Origin of the sequence: Pseudomonas sp. P7779 (assembly GCF_013386315.1) — a bacterium.
Lineage (GTDB): Bacteria > Pseudomonadota > Gammaproteobacteria > Pseudomonadales > Pseudomonadaceae > Aquipseudomonas.
On sequence record NZ_JACARZ010000051.1, the window covers coordinates 1 to 15,063 of the forward strand.

A 15,063-nucleotide genomic window follows, 5' to 3' on the forward strand; every position below is an offset into this window, starting at 1 on the left:
GAGCGGGCTTGCCCGCGAAAGCGGTTGTTCAGTCGCCGGATGTATTGACTGACACGCCGCCTTCGCGAGCAAGCCCGCTCCCACATTGGAACTGAGTGAAGCCTGAACAACGAGGTTACCCTGATACCAATGAATCTCCCTCTCTTCGCCCGCCGCTTGCTGCGTCCCTTGCTGGACCCGTACCGGCGCTACCGTCACGCCAAGTTGATCCACGCGGTGCGGGTTTCCATTGGGTTGCTCGCAACGATCCTGCTCACCACCGGCATCAACCTGCCCCATGGTGAGTGGGCCTCGGTGACGATGCTGATCGTGATCGGCGGTTTGCAGCACCACGGCAATATCGGCAAGAAAGCCGTCGAGCGCGCCTACGGCACGTTGATCGGCGCCAGCGTCGGTTTGCTGCTGGTGCTGCAACAGGCGTATCTGGGGCAGCCACTTTTGACCTATTTGCTGATGTCGGTGGTGTGCGGGTTCTTTTCCTATCACGCCATCGGCAAGGGCGGATACATCGCGTTGCTGTCGGCCATCACCGTATTTATCGTTGCGGGCCATGGCGATAATCCGATATCGGACGGGTTGTGGCGCACGGTCGACATCCTGATCGGCATCGTCCTGGCCCTGGCGTTTTCCTTCGCCCTGCCGCTGTATGCGGTGTATTCCTGGCGCTACAACCTGGCCAGTGCCTTGCGCGATTGCGCGGCGATTTATAGCCGGATCATCAGCGGCCAATCGGTCACCGATGATGAACACCTCAAGCTGCTGAATCGCCTGAACGCCGCGATGCTGCAACTACGCTCGCTGATGCCATCGGTCTCCAAGGAAGTGCGGATTTCCATGACCGAGCTGGACACCCTGCAGCGGCATTTGCGGATGTGCATCAGCACCCTGGAGATCCTCGGCAACACCCGCCCCGACCCACGGGACAAGGAAGCCCTGGCGCGCATGCAGGTGGCGTTGAAAGCCGAGCACCGGCAGATTCGGGTGCAGTTGATCGGGATGGCGCGGGCGTTGCAATCCGGGGCCACCGACCGGCTGGAACGTCCGAGCACCACGCCGACCCACGAACAGACCTTTGAAGTGCCGGTGGTCAACGCGTTGGACGGTTACCGGTTATTGACCCTGCAACTGGCAGCCAATATTGACGCCATGCGCCAGCGCCTGGCCAAGAGCGCCAGCCACTGGAAAATCTGATCAGCCCCGGTGCAGCGCCTGTATCAACAGCTGCTGCAACGCCTGTAACCGAGGCGCGGGGCTGTCCTCGGCAAAGCGCAACACGTTCGCCACTTCGGGCAGCGGCATCCGCTGGTCGAAGGGGCGATACACTTCCACGCGCTTGTCGAGATGGTCACTGCTGAGCAGGCCGATGCCCAACCCGGCGGCGATGGCCGATACCACACCCTCCACCGACCCACATTCCACCACCACCTGCCAGCGAATGCCCAAGGCGCTCAGGCGTTCCTGGGCCAGTTGCCGGTAAAAACAGCCGGGGCCGAAGGTGATCAGCCGCACGCATTCGTCAGGCGCAGGCTGCCAGCCTGGCCGGGCGCACCAGTGCACCTGTTCGGTCCACAGCAATTGGTCCCGCGCTTCGATACGCGGGATGAAATCCTGGTGCAGCGCCAGGTCCAGCTCACGGTCCACCAGGGCCTGGCGAAGCACGTGGCTCTGCTCCACCACAATTCGCACATCCAGCTGGCGGTGTTGCCGGGAAAACTGGCCGAGCAAGTTCGACAACTCGGCCATCGGCACCTGTTCGGTGGCGCCCAGGCGGATGGAGCCTTGTAACTGCACCGGATTGAAATGCGCCAGCGCCGCGTCGTGGGCCTCGATGATGCGCCGGGCGTGGACGAGCAACTGCGCGCCGTCATCACTGGCCACCAGGCGCTGGCCCTCGCGCTGGATCAATGGCCGCTCGAGTTGTTTCTCCAGGCGCTTGATCTTCCAGCTGACCGCCGACTGGCTGAGGTTCAAACGCTCGGCCGCCCGGGTGACACTGCCGGTTTCGACCACAGTTTGCAGGGCACGCAGCACATCGATGGGCAGTCGCTGGTTCATGATCAGACCTATGACAAAAACAGGATTAGCAGAGAGTAAGTTGTCATTGGCGTCATGACCAGCCGAGCTTTAGGGTAAAGCCTTAATCAACCGCGAGGACCTGTCATGACTGCCCTGCTTAACGAAACCGCACTGATCAACGGTTGGCGCATCGCCACTGGCCGCCATGGCGAGGGGCTGCCGGTGCTGTTGCTGCACGGCACACCCGCCCATTCCGTCATCTGGCGCAAGGTGGTGCCGCGTCTGACTGCCGCCGGCATGCAGGTCCATTTGTTTGACCTGTTGGGTTTCGGCGCTTCGGAGCGTCCACTCCAGGGGGATACTTCGGTGGCAGTGCAAAGCCGCTTGATCGGCGATTTGCTGGACCACTGGGGGCTCGAGCGTGTGCACCTGGTGGGCCATGACATCGGCGGCGTCAACGCGCTGCTGTTTGCCCTTGACCACCCGCAGCGGGTGCACTCATTGACGGTCGCCGACGCCCCCAGCTATGACTCGTGGCCATCGCCCACTTGGCGCGGGATTCATCAGCGGTTTGCCGAACATGCACGCATGGCACCGGATGAACACCGCGCGTTGATGATCCGACAACTGGCCATGGCGGTGTTCGACAAGAGCGTGATGCAGGGCGCGCTGCTGGAGGAATACCTGGCGCCGATCAGTGGCGTGATCGGTCAGCCAGCGTTCTACCAGCATCAGGTGGCGCATTACGACTCGCGGTATACCGCCGATTTTGCGAAGCGCCTGCCGGGCATGGATTTGCCGGTGCAGATTTTATGGGGCGCTGAAGATGAATGGCAGCCGCTGGCTTATGCACATCGCCTGCGAAACGACATTCATGGGGCCGTGCTGCAGGTGGTGCAAAACGCCGGGCACTTTCTGATGGAGGATGCGCCGGAACGGGTGAGTGAGTACCTTGTAGACTTTATCGGCCAGGTTCACAGTAAACGCTGACTGCCATTTGTCGGGATTACACAAGCCAATAGACTTCACACTTTCTCTTACATATTTTTCACGTTTTATTCACATCCAGAGACGTAGGGTAAAGCCTCATCCGTTACAAACGTTGTAGTTAAAAACCCGCCGCCCCAGCGGGTTTTTTTTGCCCGGGATTTGAGTGGCCACACGGTTTCTGGAGAGAGGAGTCGAAGCAAACCGGCCCATTGCGAGCCGGTCTTGATGGGTCAACGAGCCACCTTGTTGACAGGCGACGCCGCTTGCTCACGTATCGCGCGCTGGGTATCGAGCACCCGCGCCAGGGCCGTTTCGGCTTCAGGACTTTGCTGCGGCACACGAATTGCCGCCGACACCAGGGTAATCAGCTTGGCCATGACCTCGGCATCCGTGGCCGGGCGTCCCAGGCTCATGGAGTTCATCAGCAAACGCAGCTCGGTACCGGCCATCACCCCGGAGATCGCCTTGAGGGCAAATTGCAGGCGCACCCCCAGCTCGTTGCGCGGCAAGTCCGGAAGCGCCAGGGCGAAGGCTTCGAAGAAGCGCTGGAACACCGGCTGGTAATGCACCTTGAGGTATTCCTGGATAAACGGCGACGTGTCGCTGTACACCCGCCCCAGGAACCGGATGAATGAACGCCCTTCCCCGCTGGCCGGGTCGCTGCGTTCCAGGCCCATGGCCGGGGCGAACAGCACCCCGAGCAAGGTGTCGCAATCCAGCGGGCCGTCGGATTCGGCTTCGCACCGGGCGAGCAACTCCAGGCGCTGCTCGTTGAGCGGCTCCAGGCGCTGCATCAGCAGGGTTTTCATCAGGGAGTCCTTGTCCCCGAAGTGGTAATTCACCGCAGCGAGATTGACCTGGGCCCTCTCGGTTATCTGCCGCAACAAAACAGCGTCATAGCCGTATTTGATGAAAAGAGCCTCTGTCGCATCCAGCAATCGGGTCTTGGTAACGTTTGGAGCGCTGAGTTTCTTCGCGACCATAGGGATTGGGGTTCCACTGCGGAAATATTGTTTTAAAAATTAATTTGATTTTTTATACCGGGGCCGCTGCCTGAAAGCAAGTAGTGACACAGCGCCATACTATTCAAAGCCAACAGCAACGGGCTCATTGAGGGTAGCTGATGGATTTTTGCAGCGCCGGAAACGTCCCTTTGAAGAATCGTTTCAAAGGGTAAAACCGCTCTATATCCATGGCTGGCGGAACGGCTGGATCGCGGTTAGTATTCAAACAATATTTTAAAAACAAGAAATAAAACCAGTCCGTGACGTGTACCAGGCAGCTCCTGAACTTGTTACAAGGATTTTCGGGGGAAGCACGGCGCTGTCGAGGCTGCAGGCGTAGTCATGATGACAGATACCCCCGCGCACCCAGGCTTTATCTCCTTGCAAGGCATCGGCAAAAGCTATCAGCTGGCCGGTCAACACCTGTCGATTCTCAATGATGTATGCCTGGCCATCGAAACCGGTGACAGCTGCGGCATCCTCGGCGCCTCCGGCTCCGGCAAAAGTACCCTGCTCAATATTCTCGGCCTGCTGGATTTGCCCGACTGCGGCCAGTACCGCTTTGCCGGCCATGACATCTTCAGCGCCAGCCCCGATCAACTGGCGGCGATCCGCAATCAGCAGATCGGTTTCGTCTTCCAGAGTTTCAACCTGCTGCCACGCCTCAGTGCCCTGGACAACGTCGCCCTGCCCCTGAGCTACCGCGGCGTGTCACGCCACGACTCGGTGGAACAGGCCCTGCGCATGCTCGACCAGGTGGGCCTGGCCGAGCGCGCCCACCATCGCCCGGCCGACCTTTCCGGCGGCCAGCGCCAACGGGTCGCCATCGCCCGGGCATTGGTCGGCAACCCGTCGGTGATCCTCGCCGACGAACCCACCGGCAACCTCGACAGCACCACCGCCCAGGAGATCATGGACCTGTTGCTGGCGCTCAACCGCGAGCAGCAGGTGACGCTGATCATCGTCACCCACGACCCGCACATTGCCGAACGCCTGAATCGCAAGATCCTGGTGCGCAATGGCGTGGTGCAAGAGGCCGGGCGCCTATGAGCCTGCGGGTCGAACAAAGCCTGAGCCAGTTGCTGTACGAGGCGTTTGTCAGCCTGCGCACCCTGGGCAAGCGCTCGATCCTGGCCTTGCTGGGCATCGTCATCGGCAGTTCCTCGGTGGTGGCGCTGATCAATATCGGGCACAACGCCGCCGAAGACGCGGCGATGATTTTCAAGGACATGGGCACCGACACCCTGGTGGCGCAATTCCCGCCCAGGGGTGCCAGCACTGCGCAAATGCCCGCCAGCCTGGACCTGGAAGCCGTGCGCCGCAGCGTTCCAGGCATTGCCCATATCGGTGCGGTCTCGCTGTTCAGCGGGCCAGTGGTGTTCCATGGCCGTACCTGGAACGCAAGCCTCGTCGGCAGTACGCCGGACCTCAAGGATGCCATGCGCCTGTCGGTGCGCGACGGGCGCTTCCTGTCGAGTTTCGATGCTGGGGAAACCTATGCGGTCGTCGGTGACCAGGTCGTCCAGGCCTTGAGCGTGCCCGGCGACCCGCTGCAACTGGGCGACCGGGTACGTATCAACGATTACCTGTTCCTGATCGTGGGCATTCTGCACAGCCAGCCCCGGGCAATGCTGATTCCCGTACAGGCCAACGAATCGCTGTTCGTCCCCGCCCCGGGCATGCGCCGGATCTACGCCAGCCCGCAAATCGGCAACGTGATCATCCGTGCCACCCCCGGCCAGGATATGGAACGCCTCGCCCAGGACTCAGCCGTGGCACTGCGAGCCCAGCTCACCGACCACGATGTCGACATTCAGGTGCCCCAGCAAATGATCGATGGCATGACCCGCCAAAGCCGGACCTTCGCCTACCTGCTGCTGGCCCTGGGCGCGATCTCCCTGGTGGGCGGCGGCGTCGGCGTGATGAACGTGATGCTGATGAACGTCTCGGAGCGGCGCCGGGAAATCGGGATTCGCATGGCCCTCGGGGCGCGCCAGCGCGACATTCGCAACCTGTTCCTGCTGGAAGCCGTGACCCTGACCGCCGTGGGTGCGGTATGCGGCGCGGTACTGGGCATGACCGCCGCATACCTGTATGCCAGGCTGTCCGGCTGGCAGTTTTCCCTGGCGGTGGCCGCGCTGCCGCTCGGGGTCGGCAGCACGTTGCTGGTGGGGCTGTTTTTCGGGATCTATCCGGCGGTGTCGGCCTCGCGGCTGCAGCCGGTGGAGGCCCTGCGCGATGAATAAACGCCTGCTGTTGTTGACCGCCTTGGTAAGCCTGCACAGCGTGGCCGCCGACGTGGTGATTCGCCCCTCCGCGCCCAGCACCACCCGCAGTGGCTATGAACGCAGCGTGTCGCTGAATGCCCAGTCCACCACCCTGACCCTGGGCGACGCGGTGTACCTGGGCCTGCGCAACAACCCGGCGATTCGCAGCGCGTACCTGCAACGGGTGGCGCAGAAATTCGACCTGCGGGTGGCTGAAGACACGTTCAACCCCAAGCTGACCCTGAACAGCTACTACCGCACGACTAAAGGCACTGAAGACAGCTCCCGCAACGCTAACCTCGCGCCTAATGCCACCTTGCTCGGTGAGTACGGCACGCGCCTGAGCATGAACTGGACCCAACAACTGAACAACGCCGATCGCGCCGGACGCTACCGCAGCGACGGCCTCGACCTGTCACTGATCCAACCGCTGATGCGCGGTGCCGGCTGGGACGCCACCACCGCCCCGCTGCGCCTGTCACGCCTGTCGGAACAGGCCAACCGCCTGAACCTCAAGGCCAACGTGGCGCAAACCATCAGCAACATCATCGCCACCTACCGCGAGTTGCTGCGGGCCCAGGAACAACTGAGCATCGTGCAGGACGCCCTCAAGCGCTCCGGCATTTTGCTTGAAGTGAACAAGGCACTGATCAGTGCCGGGCGCATGGCCGAGTTCGAGATTGTGCAGACCGAAGCCGATATCGCCACCCAGCAACTGGGGGTGGAAGAAGCCCAGAACCAACTGGACACCAGCCGCCTGGCCCTGCTGCGCCTGCTGGCCCTCGACCTGTCGACACCGATCCGCGCCACCGAGGCCCTTGAAGCCAGGCCCATGGACATCGATAAACGCCAGGCTTTCGTGCTGGCGCAGAACCAGCAGCCGGAATACCTCGCCACCCTGCTCGGCAGCCAGCAGGCCGACCTCAACCTGGTGATCGCCAAGGACTCCGGCCGCTGGCAAGTGGACCTGGTGGCCGGTGCCAACCAGATTCGGGCCGCCACCAATGACGATAACGGCTACAACAGCAATCGGCGCTGGGACAGCTACGCGGGCGTGCAGGTGCAGATTCCCATCGGCGACATCAGCACTCGCCAGGCCGAGGTGCACGCGCGGGTCGATGTGGAAAACCAGGAGATCATCATCGCCGACGCCCGCCAGCAACTGGAGCGCGACGTCAACGATGTGGTGCGCGACCTGGGCACTCGCTGGCGCCAGTATGAAATTTCCCAGCGGGCGGTAGAGTTGTCCAAGCGCAAGATCGAAATCGAACGGGAAAAACTCAGCGCCGGGCGCTCCACGAACTTCCAGGTGTTGAGTTTCGAAACCGACCTGCGCAACGCCGAGAACTCGCGGCTCAATGCGCTGATTGCCTATTTGAACGCCCAGACTCAGCTCGACTTGACCTTGGGCATGACGCTGGAAAGTTGGGAAATCGCCCTCAATGACTACTAATAAGAAGCGCCTGTTGGGCGCCGTGTTGATTGTGCTGGTGGCTGGCGTCGGCATTTCGCTGCTCAGCCGTCAAAGCCCGGCCGCCAACCAGCCCGGCAACGCCGAGCAGTGGCTGGCGGTGAAGGTCGACCCGCTGGTGCATCAGATCGGCCTGGTGGGCAAGATCGAGCCTGACACCACCATCACCCTCACCGCGCCGTTCGACGGTAATGTGCAGGCCAACCTGGTGGAACAGGGCCAGCGGGTCGAGGCCGGGCAGGTGCTGCTGCGCATGGACCCGGCCACCCTCGAAGTGCAACTGCGCGACGCCCTCTCCGCCCAGCTCAAGGCCCGGCGCACGGTGCAGGAAATGCAGGACTGGGACAGCGGCCAGCAAGTCGGGCGCGCCCGCCGCACCCTGCGCACTGCCGAAATGACCGCCAGCAACACCCAGCGCAAACTCACCGAAAGCGAAAACCTGTTCAAGCGCGGCATCATCCCGCGCAACGAACTCGACGACCTGAAACAACAGGCCACCCAGCAACAACTCGACCTGACGGCCGCCCGCGCTGAGCTGCAACAGGCCGTTGAACAAGGCAAGGGCGAATACCGGCAGATCGCCGATATGGAGCTGACCAACGCCACCGTGAAATATGAAGCCCTGCGCACCCTGCTCGATGGCAAGGAGGTCAAGGCACCGTTCTCCGGCATTGTGGTGCCGGCGCCGGGCAGTAACTCATCGACCCAGGGCAGCGGGAGCAATAACGCGCCGGTGCAGGCCGGGAGCAAGGTCAGCCAGGGCCAGGTGCTGTTTGGACTGGCGAATATCGAGAAACTGAAAATCGTCGCCAAGGTGTCGGAGCTGGACATCAACCAGTTGCACCAAGGGCAGGCGGTGGAGGTGACGGGCGACGGGTTTGATGGGGAACGGCTGACGGGATCGGTCAGCGTGGTCAGTGGCTTGGCGATTGCCAGCGACAGCCAGGGTAGCGCGCAGTTTCCGGTGACCCTGTCGATTCCCAAGCTGACCCCGCAACAGTTGCAACGGGTAAGGTTGGGGATGAGTGCGCGGTTGACCATTGTGACCTACAACAATGACCAGGCGATTGTCGTACCGGCCCAGGCGATCAGTCGCGGGGATGGGGTGATGACGGTGGAATATCGGGCAGCGATGGATAAACCGGTGGAGCGGGTGACGGTGACCACCGGGCAGTCGACGGCCCAGGGGGTTGAAGTGTTTGGGTTGAAGCCTGGGTTTGTGAAGGTCGGTCCATGAACCCGACCTGTAGGAGCTGGCTTGCCTGCGATAGCAATCTCTCAGTTGATAAAGATGCAGCTGACCCACCGCTATCGCAGTCAAGCCAGCTCCCACATTAGATTCAGAGGTGTGCCAACCTCGCGGCCAGCGCCTTGGCCTGAATCGCCACATCCGTCACTGCGGTACTTTCCCACCACATCCCGCGCAACGGCGGGCCCATGGCAAACAGCCGCTGGCTGACATTCCCGTGGGCATCCAGCACCGCCCCCGACACATCCGCCGCAATCCCCAACGCCAACGGCCCGGGCTGAATCAGCCCGCGCTTGAGCAACTGCCGGGGCAACGGCCGGGCCACGCGCCGCCAGTCATATTCAATCCCGCTGGAGTTGATCAGCGCCGCCCCCGACACCTGCACCACGTCCTGCTCTCCACGATGACGCAGGCGGATCGTCACCTCACCTTGCGAAGGCACCAGCCCCTTGTACGAAGCCGCCCGGATCCGCAGCCGCCCTTCTCCATGCAACCGCGCCACCAACTCGGCACTCAACGGCGGCGAACGGTGGTGGTGGCTTTCCCACCAGGGCCGCACATGCCGCACGAACTGACGTTTCTCGCCCTCGCTGGCCTGGCTCCACAACCGTCCGATGTTGGCGCGCACCGTGTCCAGCGGTGCTTGCCAGTCAATCCCCTGCTCCAGTGCGAGCCGGCATTGGCGCCGCACTTCCCGCAGCAATTGCCGGGGGCTGCGCAGGCGGTGGTCTTCTCCCAGGAAGTCGACCCAGGCCGGCGGCTGCCGACGGACATGGGGCAACAGGCCGTGGCGCGAAAAAATCTCGATGGGCCCGCGATGGCCAGCCTGTTCCAGGGACACCACGGCGTCCACCATGGTCAGCCCGGAACCGATGATCAGTACGGTGGATTGCGGGTCCAGTTGGGTCATGGCCGATACATCCCACGGGTCGACGGCAGCGGCATTCAAGCCGCTGGATTCGGTCTGTGGCGTGCGTGCCGCCGGGAACATGCCGGTGGCCAATACCGCACAGGCACCGCGCAGTTGCTGGCCGTCGTTCAAGGTCAGCCGTGTGGCGTGTTCATCCACCTCAAGGTCTGTCACCTCGGCGCGAATGTGCTCGACGGTCGACGCGGAAATCGCCTTGGCCTCGGCCAGCCGCTGCTGCGCGTACAGGCCAAAAATCCCGCGGGGCGGAAACAGTTCGCTGATGGGCACGTGCTGCTGGTCCGACTCGGGCCAGCCGCCGCCGGCGATGTAGGCGGTCAGCCACTGGGTCAGGTCATCGGCGTTGTCCGGGTCGACGCTCATGCGCGCGGCGTTGCCGTTCAAGGTGTGCCCAAGCTCTACCGCACTGTAGGCCTCGCCGCGCCCCAGTTCCTGGCGCGGCTCGATCACCAGGATCTGCCGCGTGCCCGGCAGGCGCAGCAACTGCACCGCCAGCATCGTCCCGCTCAGGCCGCCGCCGACAATCAGCACATCGGCGTTGCGAATGGCGCTCGTCGCCTGTCCGCGTTCGGTTTCACTCATGAAATTGCGCCCTTACTGTCTGCCTGAATGGTTGTGGTAAAAATCGCCCCGTGCAGTATCCAGCACATCGACCCGGGACGCCTAGTTCAGCCCGACTGCGGGAAGCCCAGGCTCTGGCCGCTAATCAGCCATTGCTCCAGCACCGTCGCCAGGCCGCCTTGCCAATGGGTGCTTTCCCCGCTCCACAATTCGGTCTTGCCCGAAGGCTGCCACCAGCGACAGAGCCGTTGTGAGGTGTCCACAGGGTCGATCCGTCGCACCATCGCCAACGGCTGGAGCCCAGGGGCATACGCGTGGGTAGGCCGGATGCGCCACACTTGTTGCTGCAGGGCAGCGGGCTCGAGGTCATCCGCCAGGGTCAGGATCTGGCCACCGATCACCTGGGCGGCCAGGGCCAGCAGCAATAGGCCGGGTTCGAAGGCACCGCTGAGGGCCAGCCGCGACTGCTCGGTAAAGCCCTGCTGACGCAAGCCATCAGCCAGGCGCTCGACATCCCGCAAGGCATCGATCCAGCGCCAGGCATACCACTGGCCGTCACGTTTGTGGCGCAGGGCGCTGTGCAACGGGGTCACTTGTGCCCAATGGCGCAACTGCGCCAACGCCTCGGGCAACACCGTGACCCGTTCGGCGGGCCATTCCACATCCAGCGCAAGTTCAAGTTCATGCACGCTCATAGGGTGATGCTCCTATTGGTGAAACAAGCATGCGGTGGTCCGCTGGCCGGATTTATGTGGGCGGCGGTGGGACGGCTCGACTCGCTCGCGAAAACGGTGCGTCAGGCAACATCAATGCTGAATGTCAGTCCGCATTCGCGAGCAAGCCCGCTCCCACATTTGTTTTATGTACACCCGACAAGTCACGATAGCTGGCCCCCGGATGGTTGTCCGCCAACCGCGCGCCGTCCCCAAACAATTTCTCCCGCAGGGTGCCCTGGGCATATTCGGTCTTGTACACGCCGCGCTTCTGCAACTCCGGCACCAGCAACTCGACCGCGTCGATAAAAGTCTCGTGGGTCAGTGCATAGGCCAGGTTGAAGCCGTCCACATCGGTCTCTTCAACCCATTCCTGCAACAGATCGGCCACGGTTTCCGGGCCGCCGACGAACAACGGGCCGAAGCCGCCGATGCCGACCCAGTCTGCCAGTTCATTCGGGGTCCAGACCTTGTTCGGGTCGGCAGTGGAGAAGGCTTCCACCGCCGATTGAATGGCGTTGGTATGCACATGCTTGAGGGGTTCATCGGGCTTGAACTGGCTGAAGTCGATGCCGGTCCAGCCGGAGATCAGGGCCATCGCGCCTTCGTAGCTGACATAGGATTTGTATTCGTCGAACTTGGCCTTGGCCTTGGCATCGGTCTCGCCAACGATCACCGTCTGCAAGTTGAAGATCAGGATTTTCTTCGGGTCACGCCCCGCCTCGGCCGCACGGCGGCGGATATCGGCAACGGTTTTCTTCAGCAGTACTTTCGACGGTGCGGCAACGAACACGCATTCGGCCTGTTCGGCGGCGAACTGTTTGCCACGGCTCGACGCCCCGGCCTGGTACAGCACCGGCGTGCGTTGTGGCGATGGTTCGCACAGGTGAATGCCGGGCACCTGGAAGTGTTTGCCGACGTGGCGGATCTCGTGGATCTTGCTCGGATCGCTGAAGATCCGCCGTTCGCGGTCGCGCAACACCGCGCCCTCTTCCCAGCTGCCTTCCCAGAGTTTGTAGCAGACCTCCAGGTATTCCTCGGCGTAGTCGTAGCGCGCATCGTGTTCGGTCTGGGCTTTCTGGCCGAGGTTCTTCGCGCCGCTTTCCAGGTACGAGGTGACGATGTTCCAGCCGACGCGGCCCTTGGTCAGGTGGTCGAGGGTGGAAAGGCGCCGGGCGAACGGGTACGGGTGTTCGAAGGACAGTGAAGCGGTGAGGCCAAAACCCAGGTGTTCGGTGACCAGCGCCATGGGGGCGATCAGCGACAGCGGGTCGTTGACCGGCACTTGGGCCGCCTGGCGAATCGCTGCGTCACCGTTGCCGTTATAGACGTCGTAGATGCCCAGCACGTCGGCGATGAACAGGCCGTCGAACTTGCCGCGCTCGAGAATTTTTGCCAGATCGGTCCAGTATTCCAGGTCCTTGTACTGCCATGAGCGGTCTCGCGGGTGGGCCCACAGGCCCGGCGACTGGTGGCCGACACAGTTCATGTCGAAGGCATTCAAACGGATTTCACGAGGCATTAAACGTTACTCCGGGGGCGACACCGTTGAGGTGGTAGTTGCCGACAATCTGGTATTTCCAGCGCAGGGGATCATCAAGGGTCGGCGGCAGCGCTGTACGCTGGCCGGTGAGTTCGAATTCGGCGTTGCTGGCGGCGATAAGGGCTTCGGCAGCCGCTATCTGGGCTTCTGTGAGGGCCACCGGGCCTGGGTGGGTTTCGGCACGTTCAAACAAAGCAGCCGCTACCTCCACGCGAATCTGCAAATCGCCGAAGCGGCTGATCACGTAGGGGTCATCACTTTTCTCGACAAAGCGCCGGGTGCTTTCCAGCAGTTGGCGCGCCTGATTCAGTGCGGTCATGTATGCAGCTCCTCAGTTCCAGGCATGGCGTGCGGGCTTGACGCCGTTGAGCACGAAGTTGCCGATCAGGTGGTATTTCCAGCGGGCCGGGTCGTGCAGGGTGTGGGTACGTGCGTTGCGCCAGAAGCGGTCGAGGTTGTGCTTGCCGGACACCGAGCGGGTGCCGGCCAGTTCGAAGAGTTTGCTGCTGGCGAGCAAGGCGGTTTCCGCCGACAGCACTTTGGCCTGGGCGACGACCAACGAGGCATTGGCCACGGTGTCTTCGTTGGGGTTGGCCAGGGCCTGGTCGACGGCAATGCCGGCCTTGGCGAGGATCGCTTCGGTGCCGTGGACCCGCCATTCCAGGTCGCCGATGGCGGCGATGGTGAACGGGTCTTGCCAGCCGTGATCCTGCTGGCTGTCGATCCAGGGCCGGGCCTGGCGTGCATGAATCTTGGCTTGTTCCAGGGCCCCGAGGGCGATGCCGGTGTCGACGGCCGCCTGGATGATCTGCGAAATCGGGCCGTTGGCGGTGGGTTGGTCGAAGGCCTGGTGCGCGGGGATCACCGCACTCAGCGGCACCTTCACACCGTCGAGGGTCACGCCGCCGCTGGCGGTGGTGCGCTGGCCGAAGCCGTCCCAGCTGTCGATCACTTGCAGGCCCGGCGCGTCCCGTTCGACAAAGGCGATGAACGCCTGGTCTTTTTCGTTGACGCCCACCGTCGGCACGATATGGGCGAACAGTGCGCCGGTGCAGTAGAACTTCTCGCCGTTGATGAACGCACTGTCGCCGTCAAAGCGCACTTGTGTGTCAAACGTGCCGGCGTTCTTGCTCTTGGCTTCGGAGAAGGCATTGCCGAACCGATAGCCCTGCAGGACCTTGGCGAAGTAGTGCTGCTTTTGCTCCTCGCTGGCGGTTTGCAGGAGGATGTCGACGACGCCCAGGTGGTTCTGCGGAATCTGCCCCAGGGACGGGTCGGCGGCGGAGATCAGCTTGATCACCTCGGCCACCGTCACATAGGACACTCCCGCGCCGCCGTAGGCCTTGGGAATGGTGATGCCCCACAGGCCACTGGCAGAGAATTCGTCCAGCTCGGCCACCGGCAGGCGTCGCTCGCGGTCGCGCACGCCGGCGTCCACGGCAAAACGCTTGGCCAACTCGGTGGCAACCGCAATGGCCTCGGCGTCCGAACGGATGATGTGGGCAGGTTGTAGGGGTTGGGCTGACATGGGCCGACTCCAGGCTCCAGAGAGATACTGGAGTGATTGCAGGAGTCGTGCCCGAATGCAATGTGCAATGAAATCAGCGGGTTGCCGGTATATCAGGGAAGTCGTTGGCGGTTCAAAACAGCAAAGTGTCCAACCACTGTTGCGCTGCCAACAGTTAAATCACCACGTTGCGCACAAACCGCACCGCCACGTCGCCGTCATTGCGATAGGCGTGAAGGTAGCGGCTGGCGAACATCAGGAACTCACCGGTGGCGACGTTTTTTTCCTCATCCCCCAGCACCAGCGTCAGGGTGCCTTCGAACACAAACAACTGCACGCTCCAACCCTCGGGGTCCGGTTCAGGCATGTAGCGATCGCCGGGCTCCAGGCGCATCTCCCATAGTTCCACTTCGCGACGCGCGGTGGCCTTGGCCAGCAGCACGGCTTTGCTGCCGGGGATGTCACCGGCCCAGGCCAGTTCGTTGATACGGCTGTGATCAGCGGCATCCGGGGCCTGGATCAAGTCGCTGAAGGCCACGTCCAGGGCTTCGGCCACCCGGTCGAGGGTCGACAGGCTGACGTTTTTCTCCCCCGCCTCGATTGCCACCAGCATGCGCCGGCTGACGCCGGATTTTTCGGACAGCGCCGTCTGGCTCAACTCAGCCGCATGGCGCAGGCGCCGAACGTTCTGGCTGACGTGTTGCAGGACCGAGGCCCGTTGCGGATTTTCTTTGTGCACTATATTGCTCACAGGGTGGGGTTGCGCAGTATACTGCCCAGCTTGCGGCGCATTGTGCGGTCCGCGCCCTTCCTG

13 protein-coding genes and 1 pseudogene are annotated in these 15,063 nt (G+C 62.6%); 6 read left to right on the forward strand and 8 right to left on the reverse strand.

The window, feature by feature from the left end:
- The first annotated feature begins 129 nt into the window (after nucleotides 1-129).
- A complete protein-coding gene (locus HX869_RS15905) occupies nucleotides 130-1,191 on the forward strand; it encodes an FUSC family protein (RefSeq protein ID WP_003211716.1) in 1,062 nt (353 codons plus the stop codon).
- Here HX869_RS15905 and HX869_RS15910 read toward each other — a convergent pair whose 3' ends face one another.
- Complete coding sequence (locus tag HX869_RS15910; RefSeq protein ID WP_087694807.1) at nucleotides 1,192-2,055, reverse strand: LysR family transcriptional regulator; 864 nt, start codon at nucleotides 2,053-2,055, stop codon at nucleotides 1,192-1,194.
- 105 nt (nucleotides 2,056-2,160) lie between these two features.
- Between HX869_RS15910 and HX869_RS15915 the strand changes: the two genes are divergently transcribed.
- A complete protein-coding gene (locus tag HX869_RS15915) occupies nucleotides 2,161-3,006 on the forward strand; it encodes an alpha/beta fold hydrolase (protein ID WP_177117474.1) in 846 nt (281 codons plus the stop codon).
- 230 nt (nucleotides 3,007-3,236) lie between these two features.
- Here the strand turns inward: HX869_RS15915 and HX869_RS15920 are convergent, their stop codons facing one another.
- Complete coding sequence (locus tag HX869_RS15920) at nucleotides 3,237-3,989, reverse strand: TetR/AcrR family transcriptional regulator (protein WP_003211721.1); 753 nt, start codon at nucleotides 3,987-3,989, stop codon at nucleotides 3,237-3,239.
- A gap of 363 nt (nucleotides 3,990-4,352) precedes the next feature.
- Between HX869_RS15920 and HX869_RS15925 the strand changes: the two genes are divergently transcribed.
- From HX869_RS15925 to HX869_RS15940, 4 genes are read left to right on the forward strand one after another with little or no spacing between them, the layout of a single operon-like run.
- Nucleotides 4,353-5,060, forward strand: a complete 708-nt coding sequence (locus HX869_RS15925; protein ID WP_023658970.1) for an ABC transporter ATP-binding protein — start codon at nucleotides 4,353-4,355, stop codon at nucleotides 5,058-5,060.
- Nucleotides 5,057-6,256: an ABC transporter permease gene (locus HX869_RS15930; RefSeq protein ID WP_177020717.1), complete on the forward strand. Its 1,200-nt coding sequence runs from the start codon at nucleotides 5,057-5,059 to the stop codon at nucleotides 6,254-6,256. Before HX869_RS15925 ends, HX869_RS15930 begins: the two co-directional genes overlap by 4 nt.
- A complete protein-coding gene (locus HX869_RS15935; RefSeq protein WP_178903316.1) occupies nucleotides 6,249-7,730 on the forward strand; it encodes a TolC family protein in 1,482 nt (493 codons plus the stop codon). The genes HX869_RS15930 and HX869_RS15935 overlap by 8 nt, the downstream gene beginning before the upstream one ends.
- Entirely contained in the window at nucleotides 7,720-8,985 is a 1,266-nt protein-coding gene (locus tag HX869_RS15940) for an efflux RND transporter periplasmic adaptor subunit (protein ID WP_178903317.1), read from the forward strand. Before HX869_RS15935 ends, HX869_RS15940 begins: the two co-directional genes overlap by 11 nt.
- A 103-nt stretch (nucleotides 8,986-9,088) precedes the next feature.
- Here HX869_RS15940 and HX869_RS15945 read toward each other — a convergent pair whose 3' ends face one another.
- The 6 genes and pseudogenes from HX869_RS15945 to HX869_RS15970 all read right to left on the reverse strand — a co-directional run bounded on the left by HX869_RS15945 (nucleotide 9,089) and on the right by HX869_RS15970 (nucleotide 14,988).
- Nucleotides 9,089-10,507, reverse strand: coding sequence for an FAD/NAD(P)-binding protein (locus tag HX869_RS15945; RefSeq protein ID WP_178903318.1), 1,419 nt, complete (start codon nucleotides 10,505-10,507; stop codon nucleotides 9,089-9,091).
- Between the two features lie 92 nt (nucleotides 10,508-10,599).
- Nucleotides 10,600-11,181 (reverse strand): annotated as a pseudogene (locus HX869_RS15950) (hypothetical protein); the annotation flags it as partial.
- Nucleotides 11,182-11,305: 124 nt separating this feature from the next.
- Nucleotides 11,306-12,721, reverse strand: coding sequence for an LLM class flavin-dependent oxidoreductase (locus HX869_RS15955; RefSeq protein ID WP_178903320.1), 1,416 nt, complete (start codon nucleotides 12,719-12,721; stop codon nucleotides 11,306-11,308).
- Complete coding sequence (locus HX869_RS15960; RefSeq protein WP_178903321.1) at nucleotides 12,711-13,061, reverse strand: acyl-CoA dehydrogenase; 351 nt, start codon at nucleotides 13,059-13,061, stop codon at nucleotides 12,711-12,713. Before HX869_RS15960 ends, HX869_RS15955 begins: the two co-directional genes overlap by 11 nt.
- Before the next feature lie 12 nt (nucleotides 13,062-13,073).
- The gene (locus tag HX869_RS15965; protein ID WP_177023300.1) at nucleotides 13,074-14,270 is read right to left on the reverse strand and encodes an SfnB family sulfur acquisition oxidoreductase; all 1,197 of its coding nucleotides are present in this window, start codon (nucleotides 14,268-14,270) and stop codon (nucleotides 13,074-13,076) included.
- A gap of 154 nt (nucleotides 14,271-14,424) precedes the next feature.
- Nucleotides 14,425-14,988 (reverse strand): helix-turn-helix domain-containing protein, encoded by a 564-nt coding sequence (locus tag HX869_RS15970; RefSeq protein WP_003211741.1) that lies wholly within the window; start codon nucleotides 14,986-14,988, stop codon nucleotides 14,425-14,427.
- Between the last annotated feature and the right edge of the window lie 75 nt (nucleotides 14,989-15,063).

What these genes read in the sequence shown, in the direction of transcription:
- HX869_RS15905 (WP_003211716.1), top strand. Translation starts at nt 130, where the DNA reads ATGAATCTCCCTCTCTTCGCCCGCCGCTTGCTGCGTCCCTTGCTGGAC.
- HX869_RS15910 (WP_087694807.1), bottom strand. Translation starts at nt 2,055, where the DNA reads ATGAACCAGCGACTGCCCATCGATGTGCTGCGTGCCCTGCAAACTGTG.
- HX869_RS15915 (WP_177117474.1), top strand. Translation starts at nt 2,161, where the DNA reads ATGACTGCCCTGCTTAACGAAACCGCACTGATCAACGGTTGGCGCATC.
- HX869_RS15920 (WP_003211721.1), bottom strand. Translation starts at nt 3,989, where the DNA reads ATGGTCGCGAAGAAACTCAGCGCTCCAAACGTTACCAAGACCCGATTG.
- HX869_RS15925 (WP_023658970.1), top strand. Translation starts at nt 4,353, where the DNA reads ATGATGACAGATACCCCCGCGCACCCAGGCTTTATCTCCTTGCAAGGC.
- HX869_RS15930 (WP_177020717.1), top strand. Translation starts at nt 5,057, where the DNA reads ATGAGCCTGCGGGTCGAACAAAGCCTGAGCCAGTTGCTGTACGAGGCG.
- HX869_RS15935 (WP_178903316.1), top strand. Translation starts at nt 6,249, where the DNA reads ATGAATAAACGCCTGCTGTTGTTGACCGCCTTGGTAAGCCTGCACAGC.
- HX869_RS15940 (WP_178903317.1), top strand. Translation starts at nt 7,720, where the DNA reads ATGACTACTAATAAGAAGCGCCTGTTGGGCGCCGTGTTGATTGTGCTG.
- HX869_RS15945 (WP_178903318.1), bottom strand. Translation starts at nt 10,507, where the DNA reads ATGAGTGAAACCGAACGCGGACAGGCGACGAGCGCCATTCGCAACGCC.
- HX869_RS15955 (WP_178903320.1), bottom strand. Translation starts at nt 12,721, where the DNA reads ATGCCTCGTGAAATCCGTTTGAATGCCTTCGACATGAACTGTGTCGGC.
- HX869_RS15960 (WP_178903321.1), bottom strand. Translation starts at nt 13,061, where the DNA reads ATGACCGCACTGAATCAGGCGCGCCAACTGCTGGAAAGCACCCGGCGC.
- HX869_RS15965 (WP_177023300.1), bottom strand. Translation starts at nt 14,270, where the DNA reads ATGTCAGCCCAACCCCTACAACCTGCCCACATCATCCGTTCGGACGCC.